The following is an 18,851-nucleotide window of genomic DNA, read 5'->3' on the forward strand; positions in this document are numbered from 1 at the left end:
ACGGGGACTGGGAAGCATTCGACAACTTCGTTCACGAACGCTTACGAGCAGCCGCCCACCTCAACGCCGCCCCAGAGCGCATTCAGACCCAGATTCCTCAGCAATTGCCAGAGGCTGCATGACCAACATCACCCGATCTGCCCCCGAAGCTTTTAAGCAAGGAGAGCCTAGGGTTTGTTCTCGGACTTGAGCTGTCGGTAGGAATCACACTCTTCCAGAAGCCTGGACAGATGTCGAACGCGTAGTATCGGTTCTTGGCTGTGATGAAGACGTCCGAGTCAACGACGTAGAACCGCGGGACCACCATTAGAGCTCGACCCCCAAGCGCTGTGCGTATTCTTGAAAGGCCCCGCTACGAAGGCCAGTTAGGTCGTAGGCTTCCTTGAAGCCGATCCGGCCCTCCAGCGCGGCTCGAACAACGTGCCCCGCAAAGAGAGCACCTACCCGCGTGTTTTGGTTGTTGTAGAAATCGCCACCACCCGTCCGCCGCCCGCCACGGCGGCGCTCTTCTTTGACGTACGCACGGTAGAAGGCAAAGAATGTCTCGCGTCCAACCAGGCGCAAATCCAGCGCCCGGCGGGCAACGACAATGGGGCTGACCTTGAACTCGCGGGCAAGCGTGCCGAAAGAATCCTGATCGCGCTTGACATCCGCCCAACGGGGCTTGAGTGCTTGCGCGGGGATCAGGAACTCGGCCGCGGCTTGATTGCACCAGTCCTCCACCTCCGTGCCGCGTGGGAGGAGGTCCTCGAACCCCGAAAGTCCCTCCGCTCCCAGCCACAGGTGCGCCAACTCGTGGGCAAGCGTGAACATCTGCGCCGATTTCGCATCCGCCCCGTTGACGAAAACAAGAGGTGCGTAAGGATCGCTCAACGCGAAGCCGCGGAACTCCGCTACGTTCAGCTTGCGATGCGTGTTGTTGCCCACGATCGCATTGATCACGGCCATGACACCAAGTGCTTCGATCGCACGCCGCAACTCGAGCACCGCTTCTTGCCACGTGCCGATGCCACGAGCCCATCCATCCTCCAGGGAGAGGATGCGCCGCATTTCGTTTCCGATGGCCTGGGGCACGTCGCTAACGCGGGCACTGCCCACAAGCGCAAGCGGCTCCGCTCCGTTTTCCAGGAGCGTTTCGCGCAGCCAAGCCTGGCGCCGCTGCATGGCGTAGATCGTATCGAGTAGGTCGGGACTCGGTCGCTGCAATTGAGCGCCGGGGACGGTACGGAAGTCCGGGATCGGGAGCGGCTCCTCGGGCGGCTCTGGGAGGAAGAGGTAGCCGATGGGGACGCGTGCGACCCTCGCGAAGTCCTCGAGCTGCTTGAACGTGGGCTTCGCTCCACCCGCGACCCACTCGGAAAGCTTGGGGAAGCTGTCGGCAAACGCATCGACGCCAAGCCCCGCGCGCTCGCATGCCCATTCGAGAAGCTCTGGCTTGACGTGCACGCGTGCGGTCACCATGAGCCGTTCTCGGTGACGCTCCGGGTGAGTGCTCCTGGCATCCCGCGGACTGCACTGGGACGCAGGCGCACTCGGGCCAGCACCCTGTGCTCGATTACCCAATCTCGACGGCCACGCAGAGTGACCTGACCGTTCCGGCATGCACTCACGACGCCATCATACTCCTTCGGCGCCGAGAAGTTGGCGCCGGTCGTCGGGTGGTACAAAGCGTACCAGCGAATCTAACGCCGCTGCACTGAACTCGTCCCACCCTTCGGCGTCCCACGCCAGTCCGTCCTCGTCCCTAGTGAACTCACCCTCCGCGGGTGGCGCTATGGCGTACGCTTGGCCGCAGCATGCCCTGGACGCGAGCGCCGGGCGGGCCCGGTCGCAGCAGCTCCTCGCGCGAGAACTTCTCGACCAACGCTTGCAGTTCCTGGACTGTCTCCCGGCTACTCAAGACCCGTTCAGCATACCAAACTTGCGCCACGGGATCCCGCCGACCGCCATCCCGGTGACCCAGATACCGAGCATGCGGCTTCTTCGCTGGGGTAATGAACCCGCATCGCCCGTGCACACCGCCAGCGCGACCATGGCGACGGAACTCTCATCGAGCAGCAGTTTCGCGTGTTTGCGGCCGCCCAACCCGCGGATAGGTAGCTCCAGCAGCGCGGCCCTGAAAATGGGCCCAGCCCAACTGTCGCCGCAACGCGGCGACAAATCTCCTGGTCGGGAAGGGTGACGCGACGTCGACGGGAACAGATCCCGTCGAGACTACTCACGTGTAGGTCCAGCTCGATTTCGCGCTTTTCTTAGCAGCCCCACCCAGGTGCATTGACCTCGTCCCAGGCCCTCCGCGTCCCAGGCCAGCCCCTCGTTGTCGCTCGACAACTCGCCCTCCGCGGGCGGCACCGCAGCGTGCGCCTCGCCTCGCACCCTTTGGTGGCAAGGTACAGTACGAGGCGGGCCAGTCGAAGAAGCTCCCCGCGTGACCGCTTCTCGACCAGTGACTTGAGCTCCAGGGATGTACATGGTCTGCTCAAGATCCGTTCAGTATACAAAATCTGGGAAGCATCTCGCGGAACCGGCGTCCCATCGATAGAGCGGCGGGTGTCAAGTACATGCAATGGTCCCCTCCAGCAGCCCGGTGCGCAGTCGGCAATACGAGAAGTGGGCGCCAGCCGAGAAGGACGGCACAGGAGTCGCGACTCACCCATCGATACGTGCTTTGAATCCGGCCTCACGTTGCCGGGGCACAGGAGGCTGGTCGAGGAAATGGTGCTTTCAGCGTTTCGACGTCTTGGCGTCGGGGTCATGTTCGCACTCATTCCGATTGACGGACTCGCTGCTTCAGTCCACCGCGGCGTGTAGCACGCGAAATCTGATCTAGGTGGCGAGCTTGGGATCGTACTCCTGCTCGCGAAGCCAAATGGCCCACAGCACTCGAGCCCCGCGTTGACCATTCCTGGAATGCTCTGACCGGGGCGAATCTCGGCCTCGTCCAGCCAGACCATGAGGCGCGGCTCTTCGGGGGTCGTCTTCGATGTCCGCCGCCAGTTGGCGCACGACATCCTTGTTGGCGCTGCGATGTGAAAGGAAGGCATCGCGCCGAATTGAGGCAGTCAACCGTCCAGTTCTTGCCCTTCGGGCTGACGTCATACACTTTGCGCTTGGCCATTTCGTACTGCTCCTTCTGTTCGGACTACTGCTTCACGAGCTCGCGAAAAGACGCGAAGCTCATCTTGAACCTGTGCCTCTCCAGCACGGCCTTGTCGGCGTCCGCTTCCTCGACCGTGATAAGGCCCGCATCGATGGCGAGAACGAAGAGATCTTGGGTGCGGAGGATGTTGAACTCGCCCAAGCGTGTCTTGGCTTCGCGTCGGAAGCGTCTCTTCTCGTCCGATGCCACCATCCAGCCGTTCGTCGCGGCAAGAGCGAGACAGGCGGCTTCGCCACGGTCGACGCGGGTGACGAGCTCCGCGAAGAGCGCGAGGGCACCCATGTCGGTCACTGCCTCGACGCGTAGCCACCCTTGCGTAACAGCTTCGTCCAACACCGCTGCCTGATCCGGATTCGTGATCTCTAGACGCACGTGGTCGGGTACGACGAATTGATAGCCGGTAAGATCGTTGAGCAGTGAGAGCCGTGTGACGTGCATCAAGTTGATGAGCACGTTTGCGTCGGTGACGACAACTCGGTGCGAAGGGGTGGACATCAGACATCGATGGAAGCGGGTTCCGCATCATCGAGACCTGCGTCCTCGATCAATCGGGCTAGTTCATCAGTGGTGAGCCGGACCATCGACACGAGCTCCTTTAGCTTCCCTCGCGAGATTTCGTCTCGTCGGTAGGCCTCCAGTGCAAGGCCGAGAAATCGATGGCGGAACTCGTTGCGGACGCTCTGATGATCGGGCTCGGGAAGTCCTAGGAGGTCGGCCAGCTCCTTTCCCTTTCCCGACTGATCCAATGCCTTCAGGCGATCGAAGTCTGGTCCAGTGACAAGTCGCAGGTTGCGCAGACGATAGAGGGCCGCACTGCGGCTTACGCCGAAATGGTGGGCCATCTGAACGACGTCGTAGAGCTGAACAGCTTGGCTGCCGGGCTCCGTTCGACCCTCGACATTGAGAGCCCCAGCCTCGTCGAAGACATCAGTGTAGATGCGGCTCGGCTTGCCTTTGCCCAGCGTGGCGATGAACTGCCGAACGCCCTCTTCCGGCATGAGGAAGTTCGCCGCAAACGAGTTGGCGCGTACCTCCATCAGATCATCTCGTTCCGAGGCACGGCTAACGAGGCCAAAACGGTCACGGTCTACGACGACATGCGCGTACTCATGCGCGAACGAGAACCGTCGCCGTAGGAGGTGGTGAGTTCGATTTGCTACGACGAACAGTCCCACGTTGCGATCGCTCAGCGTGAGTCCTGAGACGTCATCCGGAAGGTCTACGACTCCGGTGCGTACTCCCTGCATCTCGAGCAACTCCGTGATGTCCGGAGATGGGCCGACACCAAGGCCGAGGCGACGCCGTTCTTCATCGGCGAGTCGCGTGCCTTGCTGGATCGCCTCCCAGCGACTCCGTGGTTGGGGGAACGGGTACGTCGCGACGGCGGAGAGGTCTCGATTGATATCGACCAGGGACTCGAGGTTGGTGAGCTCCCTCCCGAGAGCCATGCATTCTCGAAGCTTGTCAACGACCGCTGGCTGCCCCGCGACATCAGGTTGAGCACGAAACAGGGCGCCGAGCGCGTCCTGCTGCTCGAAGGAGTCCGCGACGAACTCGCGCATGTCGCGTCCGAAGATGTACGCCAGGCGGTCGAGCTCGATGCTCAAGACGGAGCGCTTGCCGCCCTCGATCTGGACGACGGTCGAACGCGAAACGCCCAACTCGGAAGCGACCTCATCCTGGGTCATCCGATTCGCCTCGCGCGCCGCCCGGATCCTCTTGCCTAGCTCTTTTTGGGTAAGGGGCATAATGGACCTCCAGAGAACGGGGCAAGGCTCTCCAGCGCGCAACACTGGTCGGCGGTCTGAATCGGGCGAGCGTGTGGCATCCCCTAGAAAGGTAGCTATTCAACCTACTAATGTCAAACCAAGGATATGAAGTTAGATAATGCCCCTCAGGTCGCACCGGAAAATTGCCCGTGGATTCCAGCGAGTCATCCCTCTCGTGGACCCTCATTCGAGGACACTCGGGGCATCCTCTTCATCGCCATCATTGGGCAAAGCCGCTCTTTACGGTAGCTTCGGCGTCCGCCCCCGGGGGCGGCCTGCGTGACATGGAGCTGGCCCCGGTGAGGAAAGCCGATGACCGGGACGCCGACGCCGCAGACGGTACTGGAAGCGCTCAACCAGGAGCGCCTGCTCGATCTGAGCCGGAGCTTCGGGATCGGGCTGCAGTCCGGGCGGCAGACGAAGGGGCGGATGGCCGCCCACCTGGGAAGTCAGCTCTCCGGGAGGCTCCCGGCGATCCTGCTCGAGCTCGGGCGTGACGAGCTTCGCTCCGTGTGCCGGCGGCACGGGATCGCGGATGATGGCCGGAGCCGCCGCGATCTCCAGGAGCGGCTGCTCGAGGCCGCGGGGATCGATCCGAAGCGGACCATTCCTCCTCCTCCGGCCCACCACCACGAGGGGCTTCCCCAGGCCGGCCAGGTGGTTCAGGCCCGTCACCGGCAGTGGATGGTCGAAGAGGTCGTGCCGGGCGGCGACACGGACTCGGCGCTCGTCGAGATGGTGTGCCTCGACGACGACGCACCCGGGCAGCCGCTGGAAGTGCTTTGGGATCTCGAAGTTGGAGCGCAGATCAAAGACCCCTCGGCGGAGGGCCTCGACCCAAGGGGCCGTCTGGATCCGCCGGGGCACTTCGGGGCGTACCTGCACGCGCTGAAGTGGAGCGCGGTCAGCGCTGCCGATGCGACGCGCTTCCAGGCGCCCTTCCGCGCGGGCATCAAACTGATGGCCCATCAGCTCACGCCGCTGATGAAGGCGCTGGAGCTTCCGCGGGCGAATCTGTTCATCGCGGATGACGTGGGCCTCGGCAAGACCATCGAAGCGGGCCTGGTCCTTCAGGAGCTTCTTCTTCGCCAGCAAGCGGACTTCGTCCTCGTCGCGTGTCCGGCTTCGATATGCCTTCAGTGGCGCGACGAAATGCAGCGCCGGTTCGGTCTCCGCTTCGAGGTGATGACCCAGAAGTTCGTGGCCTACCGCCGCCAGGATCGGGGCTTCGGCGTGAACCCGTGGGCCACGCACAACCGGTTCATCATCTCGCACCAGCTCCTCCGGCGCTCGGAGTACTTCGATCCGCTGATGGCGCACCTCGGGCCGCGCGCACGCAAGGGTCTGCTCATTCTCGATGAAGCCCACGTCGCCGCGCCCGCGAGCCGGAGCAAGTACGCCGTCGACAGCGACACCACCACCGTCATCCGCGAGCTCGCCCGCAAGTTCGATAACCGCCTCTTTCTGAGCGCCACACCCCACAACGGGCACTCCAACAGCTTCAGCTCGCTGCTCGAAATCCTCGATCCCGCCCGGTTCACCCGTGGCGTCCCCATCGAGGGCCCCGAGACGCTCATGCCCGTGATGGTGCGGCGCCTGAAGCGGGACCTTCGCCAGCTCGACGTCGAACGTTTCCCTCGAAGGCTCCTCGTCCAGCTTGCGCTCACCCACGACGGCAAAGAATGGTCGGCCAAAGAGACCAGCTTCGATGCCGAGACTCGAGAGGAACGCGAAGGCGACACGCGAGCGCTGGGCGGCAGCGACAGCACCGAGCTCGACCTCGCCCACAAGCTCGCCCGCTACACGGAGCTGTGCGCCCCGAAGAAGGGGCGCGGACGACTCACCTTCATCCGCCTCCAGCAGCGGCTCTTGTCCAGCCCGGAGGCGTTTGCGCGAACCCTCGAAGTCCACGCGCGAGCCGTGATGGAACGCGGCGGGCCCGTCGTGCGATCCACCGCCGCGCTCCAAGAAGATCTGGTCACCGAGGCCGACGCCGACGTGCACGGCGTGGATGAAGACGCTGTCGCCGCCGAAGACGATGTCGCCGTCTCAAAGGACAGCGCGGCGCTTCCCACGCCCACCGAAGAAGCCGCGGCGCTGCTTTCCGACTTGCGCGCCACGGCCGAGCAAGCGCGAAAGCACCCGGACGCCAAGATTCGTGCGCTCCTTGCTTGGATGCGTACCTGCCAATGCCCAGCCGTCGGCGAAACCCAAGACGGCGCGGACCGCGCCTGGACCGATCGCCGCGTCATCATCTTCACGGAATGGGGCGACACCAAGCGCTACCTCCTCGAGCTCCTCGACCAGGCGGTCTCCGGCACCGACCGCGGCGACGAGCGGATCATGGCCTTCCACGGAGGCATGGGCGACGACGCTCGCGACGAGGTTCAGCGCGCGTTCAACACGCCGCCTGACGAACACCCGGTTCGCATCCTGATCGCGACCGACGCCGCGGGCGAGGGCATCAACCTCCAGGCGCATTGCGCCGACCTCTTTCATTTCGATCTGCCCTGGAACCCGGCCCGCCTCGAACAGCGGAACGGCCGCATCGACCGCACCCTTCAACCGGCACCCGAAGTTCGATGCCACTACTTCATCTATCCCGATCGTCCCGAAGACCGGGTTCTCGAAACCCTCGTTCGCAAGGTCGAGATCGTCCAGAAGGAGCTCGGCTCCCTCGGCGCGGTGCTCTTGAAGGACATCGAGTCCACTATGGCGCCGGGCATCCAGGACAAGACCCAATCCCAGCTCGAGCTCATCGGCCAGGATGCGAGCACGGCAACGCTCGATGCCGAGCTGGAATCCCAGCGCCGGGTCATCGCCAAGCTCGAAGCCGAACGGGCGAAGGCCGCGCGGCGCCTCGAAGCCTCCGAACGCGCGTTGAAGGTGAGCTCCGAGTCCCTTCGCGGCGTGGTCGAGGTCGGCTTGCGCATGGCCGGTGCCCCGGGTCTTGCGGCAGGTGAGCCGACTCGTGAAGGCCGCAAGACCTACAGCCTTCCCGAGCTCGATCGTTCCTGGGACCGCACCCTCGATAGCCTCCGCCCGCCGCGTTCACGGGGCGAGGCCTTTTGGGAGTGGCGCCAGCGCCCGCCGCGACCGGTCACCTTCGAACCGCTCGCACGGCTGACCGAAGCCACCGAGCAACTCCACCTGGCCCATCCCTTCGTCAAGCGCATCCTCGATCGCTTCCTGGCCCAGGGCTTTGGCGCACACGACCTGAGCCGCGTCGCCAGCGTGATCGCGCCCGATGACAGCGTGATTCGGGCGGTCGGATACGCGCGCCTGAGCCTCTTCGGGCCGGGGGCGGCCCGGCTCCACGACGAGATCATCGCTGTTGCCGCGGCCTGGGATGGCTCCGCTACAACCCTGACGCCCTACAAGGACGCCGCCACCATTGCGAAGGCTGTCGAGACCGCGGAGTCGCTTCTCGCCAAGGGCGCCCCAGCGCTTCCCAGCGCTACCCAGAAGCGGATCGCGGAGCACGCCGCCGATCTCTACCGATCGCTGTGGCCCTTCCTCGATGACGAAGCGGATGCCCGCGCCGCCGCCGCCAAGAACGGCCTCGGTCAGCGGGCGCGTCGCGAGGCTGGAGAGCTCCGGACGCTCTTGAGCCGTCAGAAACGAGCCATCGAAGAGCGGCTGCGGATCGTGGGCCAAATGGAGCTCTTCGAGATTGCCGAGACCAAGACCGACAAGGAACAGCAGCGCCAGCTCCGCCTCGATCACGAGTTCATGAAGGCGCGCCTCTCGAGCATCGACGAAGAGCTCCAGACCGAACCTGACGCCATCGAGTCCCTGTACGACGTGCGCATGACCCGCGTCTCGCCGGTGGGGATGGTGGTGAGCTGGCCCGAGTTCATGACATGAAGGGGCCGATGACGTGAAGGACGCGGACATCGGCTTCCACAAGGAATGGATCGGTCTCGCCCAACCCGTCGAGGGCCTGGTCTTCTCCTGGCCCGTGCTCGCTGCGGCTCAGATCGCGCCGAAGGTGCGCTCCAGCCTCACCGCCGAGCTCGAAGCTCACCTGGACGACACCGACCATGGCGTGGCCGTCCGCGACGTGCGCCAGTTCTTCGTGGAGTTCTTGGGCTACGACCGGCCCGGCATGCTGGTCCCGCGGGCTGAGCTTCCCGCAGACCTGAAGTTCTACGCACCGGAAGGGCGTCAGGAAGTTCGCCCGAGCTTCGCCATCGCGCGCGGTCCATTCAAGGAGGCCGGGGACGACCCCTTCGCCGAGTTCGCTGGGTCATCCGCAAGGCCATCCACAACCACCGCGAGCGATCCACAGGCCGACTCTCCCTACCTGGCGCTGGTCTGGGATCTGTCGGACGACGCCGACGATGCTCTCGACATCGACCTCGACAAGAACGAATCCCTCACCGGCCCGTGGCGCTATCCCCCGACCGCGAAGCTGGAGCGCCTGCTGCGCCACACCGGCATTCCCATCGGCTTCGTGAGCAACCGTCGCGAGCTTCGGGTCGTCTACGCGCCGCCGGGTGAATCCACCGGGCACCTGACGTTTCGCTTTCGGCATCTGATCCAGCCCAACGGAAGGAAGCTCGTCGCCGCCTTGGAGCTCATCTTCCACGCCCGCCAAACGTACGAAGCCGGGAGCGAATTCACCTTCGAGGGTCTCCTCAGGGAGAGCCGCCTTCGCCAAGCCGAGGTCACCAAGGACCTGGCGGCCCAGGTCTTCGAGGCGGTGGAGATCCTCCTCGAAGGCTTCGAACACGCCGCCGCCCGCGACTGCACTGGCGATCGCATCGATTGGCTCCGCGCCGCCCTCGAAGAACCGGAAGACCACTTCTACCAGGGCATCCTCAGCGTGGTCCTTCGCGTGGTCTTCCTTCTCTACTCCGAAGACCAGAGCCTGCTTCCGGTCCAGCACCCAACCTACGCCAAGCACCTGAGCGTCCTTGGCCTCTACGAAGACTTGGTCGACGACGCGGGAGCCCATCCCGAATCGATGCACCTCCGCTTCGGGGCCTACGGCCGCCTCATCGCTCTTTTTCGGGCCGTCTTCCTCGGCGTGCACCACGAAGACCTTCGGCTCCCGCCCCGGCGCGGCCGCCTCTTCGACCCGAGCGCATTCCCCTTCCTCGAAGGCGGTCTCCCGGGATGGACCGCCGCGATCACCCTTCCCGAACAACGCGCGGCCGTTCAGCTCCCGAGCATCGACGACGGCACCCTGTACCGCGTGCTTCATCGGCTCATCGTCTTCGAGGGCCAGCGGCTCAGCTACCGGTCGCTCGACGTGGAGCAGATCGGCGCCGTCTACGAGTCGCTGATGGGCTACCACGTGCTGCGCATGGAAAGCCCCGCCGTGCGCCTCGGCAAGCAGCGCGTGTGGGTCGAGACCGAACGCGTGCGGACGATTAAGCCCAGCGACCGAAAGAAGCTCTGGAAGGAAACCTGCGGGCTCAGCACCACCGCCGCGAAGAAGGCCGAGGCAGCGGTCAAGGGCGCGGAGGACGCAGCAGGCGTGGCCGAGGCCTTGGGCGAGCTCACGCCTGGCTCCAAGAGCGAGAAGCCCCGACACCGCGTCGCCACCGGCCGGCTCGTGCTGCAGCCAGGGGAAGAACGCCGCCGGACCGGAAGCCACTACACCCCTCGCTGGCTCAGCGAGAAGGTCGTTCGGCGCACCCTCGAACCGATTCTGGCCTGCCTCGGCGAAGGCCGCACCGCCGATCAGATCCTCAGCCTGAAGATCTGCGACCCCGCCATGGGTTCCGGCGCGTTCCTCGTCGCGGCGTGTCGTCTGCTTGCCGAAGAAGTCGTTGCCGCCTGGGATCGAGCCGGCGAAGCCGCCGCGCTTACTGAGGAGCACGGCGACGCGCTCCTTCACGCGCGCCGGCTCGTCGCGCAACGTTGCCTCTATGGTGTGGACAAGAACGCTGCCGCCGTGGAGCTCGCCAAGCTCTCGCTCTGGCTGGTCACCCTCTCGAAGGAGCTCCCCTTTACCTTCGTCGACCACTCGCTTCGACACGGCGATTCCCTGGTCGGCCTCGACCTCGAACAGATCAAGAGCTTCCACTGGGAGCCAAAGGAACAGCTCGAAACCTGCCGGCGTGTGCTGGAGGATGCGCTGGAGCAGGCGCTGGAACACCGCGATCAGATTCTGGCGCTCGCCGACAAGGAGGACGCCGAATCGCAGCGCGAGAAGCAGCGGCTCTTGGAGTACGCCGAACAAGCCACGGCTCGTGTTCGGATGATAGCCGACCTGTGTGTCGGGGCATTCTTCGCGGAGGGAAAGACAAAAGCACGCGAGAATGAGCGAGCGCGACGGCTGGAGCTGCTTCGCCGACTGCTCGAAGGCGATGAGAGCATTCGGTCGTCACTTCAACATTTGGCTGCGAACATTCACACACAACTTTCTCCATTTCATTGGCACAGCGAGTTTCCCGAGGTTTTCTATCAGCAGCGGTCCGATCCACTGTCCCCGAGCAAGAGCAGCGGCGCCGCATACTTTGAGGCCATCGTGGGGAATCCCCCATTCGCGGGGTCTCACCGTATCACCGCTCTAAGAGGCAAGACGTACTCTGAATGGATCAAACACGCCTTTCGCGCCGACGGGTTTGTCGATTACTCAGCATTCTTTGTCGCACAATCAGCACCTCTCCTAGGACCCAGCGGCGCTTTCGGCATGCTTTCGACAAGCGGCATAGCGGAAGGTGATTCCAGAGACGTCTCTCTGCGCCGGATTCTCGAATCCGGATATACCATCATTGACGCTATTCCCCGCACCTTCTGGCCCGGGGACGCAGCAGTCGAATACGCATCTACCGTGGCAACGGTCGGGATCCCCATCGTCCCAGTAATCCGACTCGACGGGGAAGCGGTCGCCTTAATCAACTCAAGCCTAAAGGCCGCTCCAGAACGGGCTTCCGCTCAGAAGCTCCTAGCGAACGCTGGCTTGATATTCGCGGGACACGAATTAGGCACGAGGGCTTTGGTCTTCCCCACCGCCGAGCTCAACCATCTTTCTGAGGCCGACGGAGTACTCCCCTTTCTCGACGGCCCGGACCTAACGAGGAGCGCCCAGCCAGGGACATCGCAAAGTGTAGTAGCGCTCTGGGGGATGTCGGAGGAGCAGGCCTCATCGCTAACAAGCTACGAGGCGCTCAAAGCGAATGGCGCTCAGGAGTCGTCTAGGAGCAGTCGGTGGTGGCGGCTCAAGCAGGAACGCAGGGGGATACTGGAGTACCGAGGACAAGGTCATTCCCGTTTCCTCGTAGTCTGCAGGCACGGAAAGCATCCCGCCTTTTGGTTTGTCGACTCAAACGTGGTTCCTGACTTTGGTCTCAACGCAATACTGCTGTGGGAACACTCGACCTTCGCAATTCTGCAGAGTCGAGTCCACTGCATCTGGCGAGATGCCGACCCAAAGACGCTAGCCGGACACCCTCGCTACCTAGCGGGCGTCTTCGAGACGTTCCCGTTTCCCCACCCAGACCCGCGCACCATCATCGACTCCCTCGAAGCCATCGGCAACACGCTCTATGAGACCCGAGCAAAGTTCATGCTCGACACCGACCAGGGCCTCACGAAGACCTACAATGCGCTGAAGGACCCCGACCACGACGACCCGCGCGTCCTCGAGCTGCGCCGACTCCACGAAGAAATGGACCGTGCCGTCCTCGGCGCCTACGGCTGGCCGGACATCGAGGTTCCACCCTTCTGCCCGAAAACCGACGAGGACCGCGCCGCGCTCCAGGAGTTCGAGGACGAGGTCATCGACCGCCTCTACGTCCTGAACGCGGAGCGCGCCCGGGAGGAGGAGCGGCTGGGCGCCAGGAAGAAGAAGGGTAGCAAGCGGTCGAAGGGCAACAGCCGCAGGTCCGGCAAGAAGAAGGCTTCGTCCGAAGACGCCGCGGCCGCCGACGACACACAGGGGGAGCTGTTTTGAGCATGATGCCGCCTGTTTCAGCGCTTGTGCTTGACCTTGCGCCAGCGCTCGCCGTCGAGCCACTGCACATGGCCGCGTGTGACGGTCACGATCAGGGGCGCGCGCTTGTGTGCGACGAGGCCGTCGAGGGTCTTCCAGTGATGCACGAGGCAGGCGGCCTGCTCCTCGCCACGCATGCTCGTGGCGGCGAGGCAGACGTAGCGCGCGCACGCACGGCGCAGGGCCGCGAGCTCCTCCTGGTCGCGCCGGATGTTCTTGTCTTTGGTGACGATGACCCAGCCGAGCGCGCTCACCTCCACGATCCAGCGTGCGTCGGGGACTTTGGGGTCGTCCGGATACAGATCGGTGTACGTCCGGACGTCCACGCCGTGCTTGCGCAGCGCGGCCGGTACGACGGCGGTGCCCAGGCAACGGTCGACCCAGTACGTTCGCCCCGGAGGCACCCGTCAAGCGGCCCGGCGCAGGGCCTCGAAGCGAACGGCGTCCTCGATCTCCGACGCCTCGACCGCGAAGTCGGCGGCCAGCTCGTCCGTGGAGTCGCCGGCGAGGAAGCGGTCTGCGATGGCTGCGGTCTCGATGTTGGCGGAGGCGAGCACAGGCCGCCCGAAATGCCGCCTGGGGTCGATGAGGATCGAGCGCTCCCGCGAGCCATCCTGGCGCACGATCGGGTAGAGGCGCGCGGCGAGGCCCTGCTCGTCGCGTTCGATTCGCTCCAAGTGTCTCTCGACCATGGGCCTGAGCACGACCTCGGAGCTCGAGGCACTGATGAGCTTGCCCAGGTACTCGACGTAGACGTGCACGCAGTCGGTGTGGGTATCCACATCGGCGAGGGGGTGGTTCGTGTGCATGGCATCGCGGATGAAGCGGGTCGCGGCGCGGATGCGGTCGACGCGCACACGCCGGCCGCGCAAGACGCTGAGCACGTGCAGCTCGACGAGGTTGGCGAACGACAGGCGGCGCCGCTTGGGGCTCGCGGCCCGAATCAGCGGGGGCCAGCGCTTGCTGCCGTCCGCCGTGGGGTACGAGCGCCCGAAGGCCCAGGCTCGCAGCGTGCCCGGACGGACGCGCACGATGCGGGCGGCCTCCGCGCCGGTGTAGAATGCGAGCTCGCGAGGGGCCTTGCCGTCGTAGATGTCGGGGGAAGTCTCCATGGGTCCGGAGGCGAGCGAGAACCTTTATGGGACTGACTATAGGTCGCTTCGACGCCCCGAGAAAGCCAGCGCGGCGAAATCGACCGCGCATGCAGCGTGGACGTGGCTGCTCTCCTCGACGATGAAGACCGATCTCAATTATTCCGCTTCGGACTGCTTCGAGACCTTCCCGTTCCCCCATCCGGATCCACGAGCAGTCATCGAGCCCCTCGAGACCATCGGCGAGGTGCTTCCCGTGAGCGGTAAGGTCGCCACGGGGCAGTTGAGCCTAAAGCGAAACGCCCCGACGTCTGCCGAGGCGAAGCGCCGACCGAGCATTCCCAGTCCGCACAGAGCAATCTGCAGCTTCACTGGACCTATGTCAAGCTGTCGGCCGGTCGACCCAGCAGACGCGTCCAGGCATCGGTCAGGCCACGCGCAGGTGAGCATCGAAACGCAGCGCGCCCTTGATCTCACGGTCGGCGGCAACAAAATCAGGGCGAGAGAACGCCAGTTGTTGTTTTCTGGGAGTCAAGCGAAAGGGAAACCGCATGAAAGCGCTCGACGTACGCAAGGCGCTGCTCGAAGCGCTCCAGGCCGACCTGGTCGGCCCCTTCCTACCCGAAGGCCACCCCGCGCGTGACGAGGAGATCCTCCCGCTGCCCCCGTCGCGCTGGTACCTCACGGGCTTCCTCGCGCCCCAGGGCGGGCGCGCGCCCGATGTGGACGACGAGGACTCGCGCGAAGGCGGCCTGACCGAGGACCGCGACAGCCAGGCCGAAGACGCCGGAACCGACGAGCCGGAGTCGAAGCGGCCTGTTCGCTTCCCTGCTTCCATGGGGCTCAGCGTCTTTCTCCCTCCGGGCGATAGCGATCACCTCGAAGTGGATGTCCGCTTCGCGGACTACGACAAGGTCGAGGTCGCGGAGGACCACGAGGACAGGAAGTCCTGGGGTTGGAAGCGGGTGCCGCACGAAGAACGGGGCATCCGGATCCCGCTCGATAGGAAGGTCCTCGAGGGCCGGGAAGGCGTCCCGGTGCCCAACACCACGGGCCTGCGATTCCGCGGCGAGCTTCGAACCACCGAAATGGAGGGCCTCCCCGAAGGCGCGCGGGTCCTGAGCCTCTTTCTCGTCAACGAGCGAACGCCCGAGACCCGGGACCGCGACCGGCAGCTCGTGTTCCAGGTGAGCTTTTCGCTCCGCTACGAGCGCGGCTTCCTCTCCCGCCCGAACCGCCGCGGTGAGGACGCGGACGACGAGGATCAGCGGGTGCTCGCCCTGAACTTCCGCGACAAGATCGACTGGGCTGTCGGGCACAACACCAGCGTGCAGCTTCCGGAGGCCGCGTCGAACAAGGTCACCACGCTCCACACGACGCAGCTGCCGCGCTACGAGGTTCGCCGGGTCGATCACGTGAAGTTCGAGGACGTCACCACCGGCATGGCCGACCTGGCCAAGATGGATGGTCCAGCGCTCTCACGCGGCCTCGCGCCGCTGGTCGAGGCCTACAAGAACTGGATCGACAAGCAACGCTACACCTCGCTCGATCGCCCGAGCCTCGAAGAGACGCGTGATGCGTTGATGAGCAAGGCCGACGAGGCTCTGCGGCGCATCGAAGAGGGCATCGCGCTCTTGGCCAAACCCGGCGAGATCCAGGAGTCCTTCAAGCTCGCCAACCAGGCGATGCACGTGGCAGCGCTCCAGGCCGACGGAACCCGGGAGGACCGTCGCTACAAGAACGGCCGCCGCCCCTCCTGGCGGCCCTTCCAGCTGGCCTTCGTGCTGATGAACCTGGCTTCGGTCGCCGACCCGGCGCACCGCGGCCGCAAGACCGCCGATCTCATCTATTTCCCCACCGGCGGCGGCAAGACCGAAGCCTACCTGGGGCTCATCGCGTTCACGCTCATCCTCCGCCGCCTGCGCGGCAAGTCGCGCCCTGACGAGGGCCGGGGCGTGGCGGTCATCCTCCGCTACACCTTGCGCCTCTTGACCCTCGACCAGCTCGGCCGCGCGTCGACGCTGATCTGCGCCCTCGAAGAGATGCGGCGGCGCGACCCCAAGCGGCTCGGCAATAGCCGCTTCACGGTGGGCCTGTGGGTGGGCCGCGGTGCCAGCGCCAATCGCTTGAAGGACGTGCACCGGGAGCTTCATGACTTCACCCCCGGGCGGCAGGACTCGCCGTTCCCGCTCAGCACCTGTCCGTGGTGCGGCGAGGACATCAAGATCCACAACATCAAGCTCGTCGATGCCGAGGGCAAACCGAGCAAGACCCGTTACACCCGCGCCGTCGTCCACTGCGAAGGCTCGGGGTGCCTCTTCACCGAGGGCAGGCGGCCGCGGCAGGGCCTCCCTGTCCTGTTCGTCGATGAACAGATCTACCAGGAGCTTCCCGACTTCGTCGTCGCAACGGTCGACAAATACGCGATGGTTCCGTGGCGTGGCGAGTCCGGAATGCTCTTCGGCCGCGCTACCCACCTGGACGCGCAACGCGCCTACGGCGTCATGCACAAGGCGCCCAAAGGCGCGACGCCGCTTCCCGACGGACTGCTCCCTCCCGAGCTGGTGGTCCAAGACGAGCTTCACCTCATCAGTGGGCCGCTCGGCACCATGGTCGGCCTCTACGAAGCCGCCATCGACTACCTCTGCGAGCGTGACCTCGATGGAGGGCGCTACGGGCCGAAGGTGGTCTGTTCGACCGCCACGGTTCGCCGCGCCCGCGAGCAGATCCGGGCGCTCTTCGGTCGCGAGACCGCGATCTTCCCGCCGCGGGGCATCAACGAGGGCGACAACTTCTTCTCCGCCATCGACAAGGACAGCCCTGGGCGTCTCTACCTGGGCGTCGGTGCACCGGGCCGCGCGCTGAGAGCAGTATCGGTCCGAACCTACGCAACCCTCCTCGCCGCTGCCCAGAAGCACTTCGACGCGAAGGGAGCCCTCGAGCAACCCGCCGACCCGTACATGACGCTGGTGGGCTACTTCAACAGCCTCCGAGAGCTGGGTGGCATGCGGCGGCTCGTGGAGGACGAGGTGCGAAACCGCGTTGCCGGCTTCGACCAGGGCAAGCGGCCGCAGAACTTCGTCGGGCCCCACCCTTGGGCCGCCGACCGAAAGCTGAAGATGCCGGCCGAGCTCACGTCCCGGGAGAGCACCGACCGCGTAAAGGAGACCAAGCGCCGCCTCGCGGCCCGGGCGGCCAGCGATTCGGATCCGCTCGACGTGGTCCTGGCCTCGAACATGATCTCGGTCGGCCTCGACGTCGATCGTCTAGGGTTGATGGTCGTCACCGGTCAGCCGAAGACCACCAGCGAGTACATCCAGTCCACGAGCCGCGTAGGAAGAAACTACCCGGGCCTGGTCGTCACGTGCCTCAACGTGTTTCGACCGCGCGACCGATCCCACTACGAACGCTTCGTCGCTTACCACGAGAGTTTCTACCGGGACGTGGAAGCAACCACGGTCACGCCCTTCAGCGGGCAAACCCTCGATCGCGGGCTCGTCGGAACGATGCTCACGATGATCCGACACGGCATCGAGAAGCTCGAGCCGCCCCTCGGGGTCATGAAGATCCACGAGCACCGCCCGAAGGCCGAGGCGCTCCTCGAGTGGCTCGTTCGGCGGGCCCGACACCACCGCGGCTGGCACGACGACGTGGCCGAAGCACGCATCGCCGATCTGGTCCGAAGACGCGGCCGGGACTTCCTCGATTCCTGGGAGCGCGTCGTGGACAAGGCCGTCGAAGGAGCCGCGGATCGCATCTACAGCGGCCTCGATCGGGTGAAGGACGAGGGCAAGGCGCTCATGTACACCGCCAACGACGAACCGCCTCCGGATCACGACGCCCGTCAGTTCGAGGCACCCACCAGCATGCGCGACGTGGAGCCCAACGTTCACGTCTGGCTTCGATTCAAGCAACTGGATGAGAGGGCGTGATGGTCAAGCCAGGATCCAATCGCCCTGGGAGGGGCCGCGACCAGAAACGAAAAGCTCGCCCGGAGGGGCAGCTCCGGCAAAGCCAGCTCATCACGACCTTCGGCCCCGGCGCCATGGTGGACCTCGTCGATCGCGCGGTGGTCATTGGTGGCCTCGAGCACTGGGGCTATGGCCGCGATAGCGAGGGCGAGCCGCTCGACGACCCGCGTCTCCGGCGCTCCCTCATCCCGCGCCTGAAGGCGCTCGATCCCGACCTGGACCTAGCCAGCTCCAACTACTTCCGCAAGCCGCCCGAAGGTGACCTCCGCGATCCCTATCCGAACATCGGTGTTCGCGCCCTGGAGTTTCCGCGCTGGTTCGTGTGCCAGGGGTGCCGCCGCCTCGCCCGCGCGGCCGACCAGTTCGAGCCCAAGGGGGGACGCTACAAGCACCAATGCACCAAGAACAAGGTAGCGAGCGCTGTGCCCGTTCGTTTCGTGGCCGCGTGTCAGCGGGGTCACCTGTCGGACTTCCGGTGGATCCTCTTCTGCCACAGTGATCGCGACGGCGGCATTTGCGACCGCCCGGAGCTCTACCTCCATGAGGGAGCGACCGGCGACTTCGGGAAGATGATCGCGAGGGCGGTTGTGATCGCGAGGGCGGTGGTGCGCGCTATCCTGCTGCACTTCCGAGGCATACCCGACCTCTGGAAGTGTAGATACTCTCCCCATGCTGGCCAGTGCCCAGCCACCCCTTGCCAGCCCACTGGTGGGGACTATCTCGATGGCATGGCCAAGTACGTACACGAAATCATAAACCCCGAGATGTTCAGCGTGGGGAGCGCAGGTCTGGCGGGCGTCAGTTCCCGGATTCGAGGTAGCCCAGCTCTTCTAGCCGCCTGCGGTCCTCCACGCTCAATTCAACCGGTGCCGGTGTTTGTGACGGCGCCCGGAGCGCAGCGCCCATCCAGCG

At 65.0% G+C, this 18,851-nt stretch carries 11 protein-coding genes; 4 read left to right on the top strand and 7 right to left on the bottom strand.

The genetic code is table 11. The features are described 5' to 3' along the window. Window positions 1-97: 97 nt before the first annotated feature. The 5 genes from MJD61_12530 to MJD61_12550 all read right to left on the bottom strand — a co-directional run bounded on the left by MJD61_12530 (window position 98) and on the right by MJD61_12550 (window position 4,908). Window positions 98-307, bottom strand: a complete 210-nt coding sequence (locus MJD61_12530; GenBank protein MCG8556092.1) for a DUF4411 family protein — start codon at window positions 305-307, stop codon at window positions 98-100. Next, on the bottom strand, window positions 307-1,461 hold the full coding sequence (locus tag MJD61_12535; protein ID MCG8556093.1) for an ImmA/IrrE family metallo-endopeptidase: 1,155 nt from the start codon (window positions 1,459-1,461) through the stop codon (window positions 307-309). Before MJD61_12535 ends, MJD61_12530 begins: the two co-directional genes overlap by 1 nt. A 435-nt stretch (window positions 1,462-1,896) precedes the next feature. Continuing rightward, a complete protein-coding gene (locus tag MJD61_12540) occupies window positions 1,897-2,160 on the bottom strand; it encodes a hypothetical protein (GenBank protein ID MCG8556094.1) in 264 nt (87 codons plus the stop codon). Between the two features lie 982 nt (window positions 2,161-3,142). Further along, complete coding sequence (locus MJD61_12545; GenBank protein MCG8556095.1) at window positions 3,143-3,655, bottom strand: hypothetical protein; 513 nt, start codon at window positions 3,653-3,655, stop codon at window positions 3,143-3,145. Continuing rightward, complete coding sequence (locus MJD61_12550; protein ID MCG8556096.1) at window positions 3,655-4,908, bottom strand: XRE family transcriptional regulator; 1,254 nt, start codon at window positions 4,906-4,908, stop codon at window positions 3,655-3,657. Before MJD61_12550 ends, MJD61_12545 begins: the two co-directional genes overlap by 1 nt. 333 nt (window positions 4,909-5,241) lie before the next feature. Here MJD61_12550 and drmD point away from each other — a divergent pair, with 333 nt between their 5' ends. Together drmD and MJD61_12560 are read left to right on the top strand one after the other, a co-directional pair. Beyond that, window positions 5,242-8,796 carry a DISARM system SNF2-like helicase DrmD gene (gene drmD / locus MJD61_12555; GenBank protein MCG8556097.1) on the top strand — a complete coding sequence of 1,185 codons (3,555 nt, stop codon included), beginning with the start codon at window positions 5,242-5,244 and terminating at the stop codon, window positions 8,794-8,796. 13 nt (window positions 8,797-8,809) lie between these two features. After that, complete coding sequence (locus MJD61_12560) at window positions 8,810-12,838, top strand: N-6 DNA methylase (protein MCG8556098.1); 4,029 nt, start codon at window positions 8,810-8,812, stop codon at window positions 12,836-12,838. A gap of 17 nt (window positions 12,839-12,855) precedes the next feature. Here MJD61_12560 and MJD61_12565 read toward each other — a convergent pair whose 3' ends face one another. Then, window positions 12,856-13,281, bottom strand: a complete 426-nt coding sequence (locus MJD61_12565) for a hypothetical protein (protein ID MCG8556099.1) — start codon at window positions 13,279-13,281, stop codon at window positions 12,856-12,858. Window positions 13,282-13,284: 3 nt separating this feature from the next. After that, window positions 13,285-13,989, bottom strand: a complete 705-nt coding sequence (locus tag MJD61_12570) for a DUF433 domain-containing protein (protein ID MCG8556100.1) — start codon at window positions 13,987-13,989, stop codon at window positions 13,285-13,287. Window positions 13,990-14,519: 530 nt separating this feature from the next. On the opposite strand from MJD61_12570, the gene drmA reads away from it, so the two are divergent. Both drmA and MJD61_12580 read left to right on the top strand, forming a co-directional pair. Continuing rightward, a complete protein-coding gene (gene drmA, locus MJD61_12575; protein ID MCG8556101.1) occupies window positions 14,520-17,900 on the top strand; it encodes a DISARM system helicase DrmA in 3,381 nt (1,126 codons plus the stop codon). Further along, on the top strand, window positions 17,900-18,851 hold a 952-nt coding region (locus tag MJD61_12580; protein MCG8556102.1), incomplete at its 3' end, for a hypothetical protein. The genes drmA and MJD61_12580, both read left to right, overlap by 1 nt.

This window comes from Pseudomonadota bacterium (assembly GCA_022361155.1).
In the GTDB taxonomy this organism is placed as follows: Bacteria; Myxococcota_A; Polyangia; order Polyangiales; family JAKSBK01; genus JAKSBK01.